Source organism: Thermoanaerobaculia bacterium (assembly GCA_035717485.1).
In the GTDB taxonomy this organism is placed as follows: Bacteria; Acidobacteriota; Thermoanaerobaculia; order UBA5066; family DATFVB01; genus DATFVB01.
This window is the reverse complement of sequence record DASTIQ010000229.1, coordinates 1-10,772: the sequence shown is the minus strand read 5'-3', so window position 1 is coordinate 10,772 and position 10,772 is coordinate 1. Positions and strand designations below refer to the sequence as shown.

The window sequence follows — 10,772 nt, the reverse complement described above, 5'->3', positions numbered from 1 at the left end:
CGGTGTCGACTCCTCCGCGGAGGAGCTTCTCGACGACCCGGTCGGCGAGGTCGCCGCCGCACAGCGGACAACGGTCGAAAGGCCACTTCATGACGTTCCCTCCCGGGCGGCGTCCCCGGCGGGCGGGACGCGGTACGCGTTGATGAGCGCGGCCCAGCCGGTCTTGGCGTTCCACGCCCAGACCGATTCCACCCGCGTGCCGTCCGCGAGGCGCGCGCCGATCCGGCAGCTCGGATAGGGCTTCCCGTCGGCCGCGAGCTCTTCCACGATCTCTCCGCGCGGGACCCCGGCGCAGACTTCGTCCATCCTCAGCCGCTGGGCGTGGAGCTCTTCGTCGGCGCGGTTGGTCACGCGCACGCGGCCGAGGCCGACCGCGGCCGCCAGTTCGTCGATTTTCATGACATCACCGTGATGGGCACCGTTTCCGTCCCGGGGATCCGGAGGGCGATCCCGATTCGATTTCCGGCCGCCGCGGCCGGTTTCGTCTCCCCTATTCCGCCGCGTCGAGCGGGAAAGCCGCGCAGAGCTCGCGCACCTTCGCGCGGACGCGGCGTCCCGTCTCCTCGTCCGCCGGGGCCTCGAGCACCTCGGCGATCAGCTCGGCGATCGTTGCCATCTCGCCGGCGCCCATGCCGCGCGTCGTCACGGCCGGCGTCCCGATCCGGATCCCCGACGCCTTCAGCGGCGGAAGCGGATCGAACGGGATCGTGTTCTTGTTGACCGTGATGCCGGCGGCGTCGAGCGACTTCTCGGCGTCCTTCCCCGTGATTCCCCGGGCGCCGACGTCGATCAGGAAGAGGTGCGTGTCGGTTCCTCCCGAGACCACGCGCCATCCGCGCGCCGCGAGCGCCCCGGCGAGCGCGCGCGCGTTCTCGAGGATCCTCCGCTGGTAGGCGGCGAACTCCGGCGCCGCCGCCTCGGCGAAACAGACGGCCTTGGCCGCGATCACGTGCTCGAGAGGGCCTCCCTGCACGCCCGGGAAGACGTTCCGATCGAGGTCCTTCTGGAACGCGGCCCGGCAGAGGATCATCCCGCCGCGCGGCCCCCGGAGCGTCTTGTGGGTCGTCGTCGTGACGTATTCCGCGACCGGAACGGGCGACGGGTGGAGTCCCGCGACGACGAGGCCGGCGATGTGCGAGATGTCGCACATCAGCGCCGCGCCCGACTCGCGGGCGATCTCGGCGAAACGCCCGAACTCGAGCGTCCGCGCGTACGCCGACGCGCCCGCGATGATCAGCTTCGGCCGATGCTCGCGCGCGAGCGCGGCCAGCTCGTCGTAGTCGATCCTCTCGTCCTCCCGCCGGACGCCGTACGCGACGACCTTGTATTCGCGTCCCGAGAAGGAGAGCGGGTGTCCATGGGTGAGATGGCCGCCGTGCGAGAGGTTCATTCCGAGGATGACGTCCCCGGGCTGGAGGGCCGTCAGGTACACGGCCATGTTCGCCTGCGACCCGGAATGCGGCTGGACGTTGGCGTGGTCCGCGCCGAAGAGCGCCTTGGCGCGATCGATCGCGAGGGATTCGACCCGGTCGACGAACTCGCACCCCCCGTAGTAACGCTTCCCCGGGTAGCCTTCGGCGTACTTGTTCGTGAGCACCGACCCGGCCGCCTGGCGGACGGCGCGGGACACGAAATTTTCCGAAGCGATCAGCTCGAGGTTCTCGTTCTGCCGCCGCTCCTCTTCGCGGATCGCTCGAAACACGTCGGGATCCGCGACCTCGAGATCGCGCGAGAGGAACCCGACGGGGCTCATGGTGCGGCTCATGGCGACGATCTTTTCACAACGCTCCCTGCGAGGGGAAGGCCGTCGTCAACGACTCGTACTCGGACAGGGCGAACTTGTCGGTCATCCCCGCGATGTGGTCGGTGATCGCGCGAAGGAATCGCGGGCGGCGGTGATAGCGCCTCTCCGCTTCCCGGGCGACTTCCCCGAGGGGGACGCGGCGGAGGAAACGGATCCCCTCTTCGCGCGCGTACGCCTCGAGCAGGTCGTCCGGGAGGAGCCGCGGGTTGGCGTGGAAAGCGAGGAACAGGCCGCGCAAAACGAGGCGCGCGCGGCCGTCGCGACGCGCGATCGGGAACGAATGGATGATGTTCTCGTAGACGAACGTCTTGAGCTCCCGGTACCGCCGCCCCCCCTCTTCGGAGAACCCGACGAGGTTCCCGGGAAGGCGGTCGCGCAGGCGGTCGAAGGCGTCGGCCGTCGCGATCCGCCGCTTCGCGACGAAGGCGTCGATGCGCACCGCCGACGCGGACACGAGGTCGGCGACCATCTCCCGGTAGAGCCCGCGCACGAGCTCCGCGCGGCGCAGCCCCCGGTCGGCGGGGAGGCCGCGCTGCTTCCGGATGCGCCGGGAGATCTCGAGCTCCTCGATCGCGGCTTCCGGGATCATCGCGAGGCCGTCCTCCAGATCGTGCGCCTGCTGGGCGATCTCGTCGGACCAGTTCACCGTCTGCGCCTCCAGCGATCCGCCGGAGCCGAGCCGCAGGCCTTCCGGGAATTCGACCGGAAACGGAAAGTCGCGCTTCCAGGAGGTGTGCTTCAGGATTCCCTCGCGGACGTCGTGCGTGAGGTTGAGTCCCGGATGCGGGTAGCGCTTCTCCAGGCGGTCGACGACGCGGACCGACTGGTAGTTGTGCTTGAACGCGCCGGTTTCGGCGGCGACTTCGGCCGGCAGCGGGAAATCCGGATCGTTTCCCCGGAGCAGAACGTCCAGGACCGATTCTCCCGAATGCCCGAACGGGGTGTGCCCGAGGTCGTGCCCGAGGGCGATCGCCTCGGTGAGATCCTCGTTCAAAGCGAGGGCGCGCGCGACCGACCGGGCGATCTGCGACACTTCGAGCGTGTGGGTCAGCCGCGTGCGGAAATGGTCCCCCTCGAACGGAATGAAGACCTGGGTCTTGTGCTTGAGCCGCCGGAACGCGCGCGAGTGGAGGATTCGGTCGCGGTCGCGGGCGTACGCCGCGCGGAACGGATCGTCGCGCTCGGCGCGATCGCCGTACGGCCGAGACGCCCTCGAGCTTCGGGACGCGGCGACGGAGAGCAGCGCCTCCTGCCGTTCTTCCCAGGCGGTCGGAACCGCGGTCTTCTTCATGCGATGGCGCGCCCCCGGCCGTCGGCGTCGACGAGCGCTCCGCGGAGCTCTCCGGCGAGGAAAAGGGAACCCGCGACGACGATCTCGGCGCCGCCGGCACGCAGGAGACGATCGAGCCCCTCGCCCGGCGAGGCGGCGCATTCGGCGCGCGTGGCCAGCGGTCCGAGGCGCTCGGCCAGGGCGTCGGCCGGGAACGCGCGATCCCCCGCGGGCGCGGCGAGGACGATGCGGCGCGCGGACGGAAAGAGCGGCGCCGCGATCCCCGGGGCGTCCTTGTCGCGCATCACGCCGAAGAGCAGGTCGTAGGGGACGCGGCGAGCGCCGAGGAACGCCGCGAGCGCCCGCGCGCCTTCCGGGTTGTGGCATCCGTCGAGCCACACGACGCGTCCCTGCACGAGGAACCGTTCGAGCCGACCCGGCCAGCGGACGGCCGCGACGCCGCGCACGATCGCGGCCTCCGTGATCTCGGGGAAGAGGGCGCGCAGTCGCTCGGCCGCCGTGACCGCGGTCGCGACGTTCGAGGTCTGGTGCGCCCCGCGGAGAGGCGTCTCGAGGTGATAGCGGCCCGCGGGCGTTTCCAGCGTGAACGCCTGCCCGGTCCCCGTCTCGCGGGCGCTCGAAACCCGCGTCGTTTCCCGGACATCGACGAGCTCCGCCCCGACCCTCGCGGCCTCGGCCGCGATCACGCCACTCGCTTCGGGGGACACGACGGCCGAGAGGACGGGGCGGCCGGCGCGAAGGACGCCCGCCTTCTCGCGGGCGATCGCGCCCGGCGTCGTGCCGAGGTCGGCGGTATGGTCGAGATCGATCGAGGTGATCGCCGAGAGGACGGGGTCGCCGGCGTTCGTCGCGTCGAGGCGTCCTCCCATGCCGACCTCCACGACGGCCGCCCGGCAGCGCTCCTCCGCGAAGATCTTCTCCGCCGCGGCCGTCACGGCCTCGAAGTAGGTCACCGGCACCTCCGGCGGCCGCGCGGCGGCGGAAAACACCTCCGCCAGGGCGTCCCCGAGCCGCCCCTCGGGGACGTCTTCGTCCCCGACGCGCACGCGCTCCGTGACGTCGACGAGGTGCGGCGAGGTATGCAGCCCGGCGCGCAGCCCCGAGGCCCGGAGGATCGACGAGAGGGTGGCGGCCGTCGACCCCTTCCCGTTCGTCCCGGCGATCAGGACGTGGGGAGAGGCGAGCTCCGGATGCCCGAGCCGCGCGAGGACTTCGCGGATCGGCTCGAGGCCGAGCTTGATCCCGCGAATCGAGAGGGAATCGAGACGCTCCAGGGCGGGGTGGGTCATCTCGGAAGTCCGACGGGACGGCGTTCCGGGTTTCGCGTATTGTCGACGGGGAGGCCGCCGACGCGGCGCGCGGCCGGACCAGCGGGAAGGCGCGGGGATGACGACCCGTCGGGTCCGCGCCGCCCCGCTCCCGCGTTCATGCCATCAGGAGACGCAGGCATCTGCCCACCGTCTCCTTGAGATCCTTCCGCTCGACGACCATGTCGACCATCCCGTGCTCCAGCAGGAACTCGGAGCGCTGGAAACCGGGCGGGAGCGTCTGCCGGATCGTCTGCTCGATCACGCGGGGACCCGCAAAACCGATGAGGGCCTTCGGCTCGGCGATCGTGACGTCTCCGAGCATCGCGTACGAGGCGGTGACGCCGCCCGTCGTCGGATCGGTCAGGATCGCGATGTAGGGCAGCGGAACCTCCGCCAGGCGCGCGAGCGCGGCGGAAGTCTTCGCCATCTGCATGAGGGAAAGGATCCCTTCCTGCATGCGCGCGCCGCCCGACGTGCAGACGATGACCAGCGCCGCCCGCTCCCGCACGCACCGTTCGGCCGCCCGGGCGATCTTCTCGCCGACGACGCTCCCCATCGATCCGCCCATGAAGCCGAATTCCATCGCGACGATGACCGCGGGAAGACCGTCGACGGCTCCGTGCGCGACGATGGCGGCGTCCTCGGGGCCGACGGATTCCTCGTACTGCTTCAGCCGGTCCCGGTATCGCTTGCTGTCCTTGAAGTGGAGCGGGTCGCCCGAGCGGAGCTCGCTCTCGACGACCGTGAAGCTCTCGCCGTCGAAGAGCGACCGCAGCCGCTCCGTCGCCGAGAGCGGGAAGTGATATCCGCATCGCGGACAGATCTTGACGAACCGGTGGAGCTCCTTGGCATAGATGATCTCGCGGCACGCGGTGCACTTGACCCAGAGCCCCTCCGGGACCTTGCTGGGACGGTTCTGGCGCGGCTCTTTCGGAGCCTTGTCCTTCTTGAACCACATGAATTTGCGGATTCTACATCGCGGCTTCGCGGGCGAGCCGCTACCGGGAGAAGGTCACCCGGGGTCTCCCGCCGGCGTCCCGCTCGATGGCGGCCCGGATCGAGAACGCCGACTCGAGAGACCCGGACGCGAGCACCTCGTCGACCGCGCCCGCCGCGACCAGGCGCCCGCGGCGCAGCAGGAGCATGTCGTCGGCGATCACGAGCGCTTCGTTGACGTCGTGCGTCGCCCAGAGGACGATCGGCCGAGCCCGCGCGTGCGCCTGCCCGAGCACCTCGAGGAACTCGAGGCGGTGGCGGGGGTCGAGATCGGCCGTCGGCTCGTCGAGCAGCCAGACCCGCGCCTGCTGGGCGAGGAGACGCGCGAGGAACGCCCGCCGACGCTCTCCCCCGGAGAGCCTGGTCGCGTCGCGGTCCGCGAGCTCCCGCACGTCGCAGGCGCGCATCGCGTCCTCCGCGATCGCGAGGTCCTCGTCGCTCTCCCAGAGGAATCCGGAGCGCCACGGCGCGCGACCCTGCAGGACGAGATCCCGGACGGTGATCGGAAAGATCAGCTCCGCCGACTGCGCGGCATAGGCGATCGACCGCGCGACCTTCCGGCGCGGCCAGGAGCGGATCGATTCCCCGTCCAGGCGCACGTCGCCGGTCCGGCGCGGCACGACGCCGGCGATCGCCTTCAGCAGCGTCGACTTCCCGGAACCGTTCTCGCCGGCGAGCGCGACGACGCGGCCCGGCGCGACGGCGAAATCCACGCCGTCGAGCGCCGTCTCCCTGCCGTATCCCGCTCGGAGCGCCGCAACCGCGAGGCCTTCCGTCACGAGACCCGCCTCAGCGCGACGAGGAAGAACGGCACGCCGACGAGCGCGGTCACCGCGCCGATCGGGATCTCGGCCGGAGCGAAGAGATACCGGGAGAGGGCGTCGGCGAGAACGACGAGCGCCGCCCCGACGGCGGCGCTGCACGGGAGCAGCCGGCGCTGGTCGTTTCCCCACGCGAGGCGGGACAGATGCGGGGCGATCAGCCCCACGAAACCCACGATGCCGACGAACGCCGTCGCGGCGCCGGCGAGGAGCGCGGCCGCCGCGAAGACGGCCGCCTTGGTGCGTTCCACCGCCACGCCGAGCGATGCGGCGCTCTCTTCGCCGACCAGGAAGAGATTCAGCGAAGGAGCCGCCGCGAGGAGGAGCAGGCCGCCCGCGGCGAGATACCCGGCGAGCGCGGCCGCCTCGCTCCCCCGCGCCTCCGAGAGACTTCCCATCATCCAGAAGAGCATCGAACGCGAGCGGGCGCCCGGAGACGCCGAAAAGAGGAGGAGGATCACCGCCGAGAAGAAGGCGTTCGCGGTCACGCCCGCGAGCAGGAGCCGCTGCAGGTCGATCCGTCCGGAGCGCAGCGCGAGGAGGAGAACGGCGGCGGTCGCGGCGCCGGCGCCGAGGAACGCCCCGAGCGGCGACGCGAGCGCGGACGCTCCGAAGAAGATCGCGATCGCGGCTCCCGCGGCCGCGCCTCCGGAGGTCCCCAGGAGAAACGGGTCGGCGAGCGGATTCTTGAGGAGCGCCTGGAGGGCCGCTCCCGCGATCGCGAGCGCCCCGCCGGTTCCGGCCGCGAGGGCGACGCGCGGAAGCCGGAGCGCGAGAACGGCGCGCGCGACCGGATCCCCGCTCCGCAGCGCGGCGAAGGAGAGCGGCACGCTCCCCGCGAGGACCGCGAAGACCGCCGCCGCCGCCAGGATCGCGAAAGCGGACGCGACGGCTGCCGCCGTGGACGTCCCGCTCCTCGTCCTCATCGCGGCAGCTTCCCGAGCGCGGCCGCGAGCTCCTCGAGCGCGTCGAAGGCGCGCGGTCCCGGGCGCATCAGACGGTCGCCGTCGATGCCGACGATTCGCCCCGCCCGGACGGCCGGAACCCCCGAAAGCGGCCCGTCCCCGAACGCGCGCGCGAACACGGAAGCGGTGTCCTTCTCGACCGGGTACACGACCGCGTCGCACGCGGCGGTGATCAGGTATTCGGGGGAGACGACCGGCCAGCCCGTGCGCCCGAGGCAGTTTCGCGCGCCCGCGGTCCTCAGGATGTCTCCCGCGAACGTGTCGGGCCCCGCCGCCTGCGGCGGCGAAGGCCAGATCAGGAGAATCGCCGAGCGGCGGGGGCCGCGTCGCTCCCGCCGCACGGCATCGCGCCGACGCGCGAGGGACGCGGCGAGCCGCTCCCCCTCCCCGGCGCTCCCCAGACGCGCGGCGATCGCCCGGATGGACGCGAGCACGCCGTCGAGATCCGGCGCCGAGGTCGTCAGCACCGGAATGCCGCGCCGGGCGAGGATCCCGATTGCCGCCGCGGGATTTCCTTCCGTGGTCGCGAGGACGAGATCGGGGCGCAGCGAGACGACCTTCTCGAGATCGGGGGCGAGCCCGCCGACCACGGCGATCGATGCGGCCGCCGGGGGGTAGTCGGACCGGGCGGAGACGCCGACGAGGCGATCGCCCGCTCCGAGCGCGAAGACGATCTCCGTCAGATTCGGCGCGAGGGCGACGATCCTCCGGGGCCCCGGAGACGAGGCCGCCGGCGGGGCGGCGGAGAGCGGGGCTCCGGCGAACAGGAGCATCGCGAGAAGACCTGCCCATGCCCCAGCGGCCGGAAGCTTCCGGTCGGGGGGACGCTCCGATGGGATTCCGGCGAGGCGCCCGTTGCCGGGCGGCCGGGAAACGGAAACGCCGGTGTGCCGTCCCGGAAATGACTTCAGCGTCGCGCCGGCAGCTTGCGGACGAGGGGACGACGCGTCGCGGGAACGGATGTCGGGAGCATCGGGCCCGCGAGGCCACACCGCCATCGCTCGCAATGTGCGGGCGGCCTTCGGGTTCGGGCGGCGCGGGACGATCTGCGGCGCCGCCGCGACTCGACGATGGCACCGCATCGCCTTCATCGCGGCGACTGGCAGCTTACCCCGCGACGCTCCGGACGACGCGAAAGCTATTCCCGGGACCGGACACTAGGAAGCGCTTTCCGCCTCTTCCAGGTCGTTCGGCACGCCGAGGCGGGTGCACGCCGCGTCGTACATCTGGCGCGCGGCCTTCTGGGCGTTCTGGAGCTCGGCCAGGCGCTCTTTGACTTTGGCGAGCTCGTCCTGGATGTTGGCTTCCAGATCCGAGATCTCCTTCTTCGTGACCGCCAGCGTCTGTTCGTAGAACTTCTTCTGCTCCGCCGAAAGGGTCATGGGGGAACTCTCCTTCTCTGAACCCGGCTCTTACGGATTCACGTCGACCGGAATCGCCTTGTACATCTTCACCGGCACGCCGTCTTTCGTGGCGGGCCGGAACCGCGCCTTCTTGACGGCGTCCACGATCGCCTGGTTGACGCCGGTCTTCGATGCGACGCCGGTCTGCACCCGCGCCGACTGGACATTGCCGTTCTCGTCGACGAGGGCGAGGATCACGACGCGGCCCGAAACGCGCTCCTGGCGCGCGGCCAGCGGGTAGTTCACCGAGAGGCGCGACGCGAGCTCCGGCTCGGTCACGCCCGGACCCGGCCCGACGAGGTCGCCCCGCGAAACCGTGGCGGCGGGTTCGACCGCGGCCGGCGGGGGCGGGGGCGCGCTCTCGATCCGGCGCGGAACGTTGATCGGCTTCGGCTGCTCGGCGGTCGGCTCGGGAGCGATCGGCATCGGAACCGGGGGCTTGATCGCATTCGCCGCGACGGTGGTGGGCGCCGGCGCGGCGGCCGGCGGCGGCGGAGCGGCCGCGCTCTTCTTCTGCGCCGCCTGCGCCTTGTCGATCTCCTTCTGCTTCTGCGCGAGCTGCTTCTTGACTTCTTCCTCGATCTGCTTCTCGCTGAGCGTCGAGCTGGTGGCGCTCGTCGCGGTCGAAGGCGCGGCCGGCGTCGTCGAGGCGGCGGTCGTCGTGGTGGCCGCGGGAGCCGGCGGAGGCGCCGCGGCGGGGTGCTTGCGCGTGAGCGCGACGATGAGGCCGACCAGGACGAGCGCGGCGACGCCGATCCCGGCGACGAGCGGCGCCCTCCCTTTCTTCTCCGCCTCGACCCGCTTCGACGAATACGCGCCGAAGACGCCGCTCTTCGTGTCGTGCTTGACGCCCTCGGCGACCTCCGCCGCGGCGGCGGGTTCGGCCCCCGGAGCCGGCGGAGGGACGGGAGGAATCGGCACGCCCGGCACCGTTCCGGTCTTGCGCTGCACGACCGTGCCCTTCGCCTTCTTGGACTTGACGGGGGCCGCGGGCTCGGGCTTGGACGGCGTGAACGCCTGGTCGAACGCGCGATCGCTCCCCGCGGTCGCGCTCTTCTCCTCGGCCGTCAGGTGATGGAGGTAGATCGCGACGTCGGCGCTCCCGGGAGCGGGAGAGAACGTGTACAGGACCGACTCGAGGTCGCGCTGCAGGTCCGAGGCGTTCTGGTAGCGGTCCTCGGGGCTCTTCGCGAGCGCCTTGAGGACGATCGCGTCGGCCCGCTTGGGAACGTCGGGATTCTTCGACGAGGGCGCGGACGCCTTCACGTTCCTGACCTGGTCGAGGATCGTCAGGTCCGAATCTCCGGCGAAGAGCTTCTCTCCCGTGAGCATCTCGTAGAGAACGCTTCCGAGGGAGAAGAGATCGCTGCGCCGGTCGAGCGGCTTCCCCGACGCCTGTTCCGGCGACATGTACTGGAGCTTGCCCTTGAGCGCGCCCGCCTGCGTCTGGGACGACTTCGACGCCGCCTTCGCGATGCCGAAGTCGCAGAGCTTGATGTCCCCTTCGTAGGAGATCAGGACGTTCTGCGGCGAGACGTCGCGGTGGACGAGCGAAAGGTCGTGCCCGTTGAAGTCCTTTCGGCGGTGCGCGTAGTCGAGCGCCGCCGCGAGCTTCGACGCGATGAACAGGGCGAGCTCGGGCGGGAGCGGCAACCCGTGCTCGGCGCCGGACTTCAGGATCGTCCGGAGATCGCGCCCTTCCACGTACTCCATCGCGATGTAGTAGGAGTTCTCGACCTTGCCGAGATCGTAGATGTGGATGATGTTCGGGTGGTTGAGCTGGGCGGCGAGCTTCGCCTCGTCGGCGAACATCGTGATGAAATCGTCCGACGCGGCCATGTGCGGGAGGATCTTCTTGATGGCGACGATCTTCTGGAAGCCGTCGACGCCGCTCATCCGCGCCTTGTAGACCTCGGCCATCCCGCCGGTCGCGATCTTCTCCATGAGCTGGAACTGTCCGAACCGGTCCTTGTCGGACGGCGCCGCCGGAGCCTTTTTCGCCGCGGCGGCGGCGGGAGCGACCGGCGCCGGCGCGGGACGCGGCGGTGGAGGGGGCGGCGGCGCGGCGGCGGGCCGGGGCTTCGCCGCGGGAATCGCCATCCCCGAGAGCGTCTACGAAATCAGGTGGTCGACCTCGAGATCCGTCGAAGGCCGCGGGGCCGCCGCCGGCTTGGACGCGGGC

10 protein-coding genes are annotated in these 10,772 nt (G+C 71.2%); all 10 read right to left on the bottom strand.

Annotated elements, in window-relative coordinates:
* Nucleotides 1–87 precede the first annotated feature (87 nt).
* The gene (locus VFS34_12375; protein HET9795246.1) at nt 88–399 is read right to left on the bottom strand and encodes a hypothetical protein; all 312 of its coding nucleotides are present in this window, start codon (nt 397–399) and stop codon (nt 88–90) included.
* A 91-nt stretch (nt 400–490) separates the two neighbouring features.
* Nucleotides 491–1,753 (bottom strand): serine hydroxymethyltransferase, encoded by a 1,263-nt coding sequence (gene glyA, locus VFS34_12370; GenBank protein HET9795245.1) that lies wholly within the window; start codon nt 1,751–1,753, stop codon nt 491–493.
* A 25-nt stretch (nt 1,754–1,778) separates the two neighbouring features.
* Nucleotides 1,779–3,095 carry a dNTP triphosphohydrolase gene (gene dgt / locus VFS34_12365; GenBank protein HET9795244.1) on the bottom strand — a complete coding sequence of 439 codons (1,317 nt, stop codon included), beginning with the start codon at nt 3,093–3,095 and terminating at the stop codon, nt 1,779–1,781.
* Entirely contained in the window at nt 3,092–4,384 is a 1,293-nt protein-coding gene (locus VFS34_12360) for a folylpolyglutamate synthase/dihydrofolate synthase family protein (GenBank protein HET9795243.1), read from the bottom strand. The genes dgt and VFS34_12360 overlap by 4 nt, the downstream gene beginning before the upstream one ends.
* Nucleotides 4,385–4,520: 136 nt before the next feature.
* Nucleotides 4,521–5,363, bottom strand: a complete 843-nt coding sequence (gene accD, locus VFS34_12355; protein HET9795242.1) for an acetyl-CoA carboxylase, carboxyltransferase subunit beta — start codon at nt 5,361–5,363, stop codon at nt 4,521–4,523.
* Between the two features lie 40 nt (nt 5,364–5,403).
* Complete coding sequence (locus VFS34_12350; GenBank protein ID HET9795241.1) at nt 5,404–6,180, bottom strand: ABC transporter ATP-binding protein; 777 nt, start codon at nt 6,178–6,180, stop codon at nt 5,404–5,406.
* A complete protein-coding gene (locus VFS34_12345) occupies nt 6,177–7,148 on the bottom strand; it encodes an iron ABC transporter permease (GenBank protein ID HET9795240.1) in 972 nt (323 codons plus the stop codon). Before VFS34_12345 ends, VFS34_12350 begins: the two co-directional genes overlap by 4 nt.
* Nucleotides 7,145–7,960: a helical backbone metal receptor gene (locus VFS34_12340; protein ID HET9795239.1), complete on the bottom strand. Its 816-nt coding sequence runs from the start codon at nt 7,958–7,960 to the stop codon at nt 7,145–7,147. Before VFS34_12340 ends, VFS34_12345 begins: the two co-directional genes overlap by 4 nt.
* Nucleotides 7,961–8,344: 384 nt before the next feature.
* A complete protein-coding gene (locus VFS34_12335) occupies nt 8,345–8,569 on the bottom strand; it encodes a hypothetical protein (GenBank protein ID HET9795238.1) in 225 nt (74 codons plus the stop codon).
* 30 nt (nt 8,570–8,599) lie between these two features.
* Complete coding sequence (locus VFS34_12330; protein ID HET9795237.1) at nt 8,600–10,690, bottom strand: TonB family protein; 2,091 nt, start codon at nt 10,688–10,690, stop codon at nt 8,600–8,602.
* Nucleotides 10,691–10,772: the final 82 nt, after the last annotated feature.

Coding starts and splice junctions, on each gene's coding strand:
- accD (HET9795242.1), bottom strand. CDS start 5,363: ATGTGGTTCAAGAAGGACAAGGCTCCGAAAGAGCCGCGCCAGAACCGT.
- VFS34_12345 (HET9795240.1), bottom strand. CDS start 7,148: ATGAGGACGAGGAGCGGGACGTCCACGGCGGCAGCCGTCGCGTCCGCT.
- VFS34_12360 (HET9795243.1), bottom strand. CDS start 4,384: ATGACCCACCCCGCCCTGGAGCGTCTCGATTCCCTCTCGATTCGCGGG.
- VFS34_12340 (HET9795239.1), bottom strand. CDS start 7,960: ATGCTCCTGTTCGCCGGAGCCCCGCTCTCCGCCGCCCCGCCGGCGGCC.
- VFS34_12330 (HET9795237.1), bottom strand. CDS start 10,690: ATGGCGATTCCCGCGGCGAAGCCCCGGCCCGCCGCCGCGCCGCCGCCC.
- VFS34_12375 (HET9795246.1), bottom strand. CDS start 399: ATGAAAATCGACGAACTGGCGGCCGCGGTCGGCCTCGGCCGCGTGCGC.
- dgt (HET9795244.1), bottom strand. CDS start 3,095: ATGAAGAAGACCGCGGTTCCGACCGCCTGGGAAGAACGGCAGGAGGCG.
- VFS34_12335 (HET9795238.1), bottom strand. CDS start 8,569: ATGACCCTTTCGGCGGAGCAGAAGAAGTTCTACGAACAGACGCTGGCG.
- glyA (HET9795245.1), bottom strand. CDS start 1,753: ATGAGCCCCGTCGGGTTCCTCTCGCGCGATCTCGAGGTCGCGGATCCC.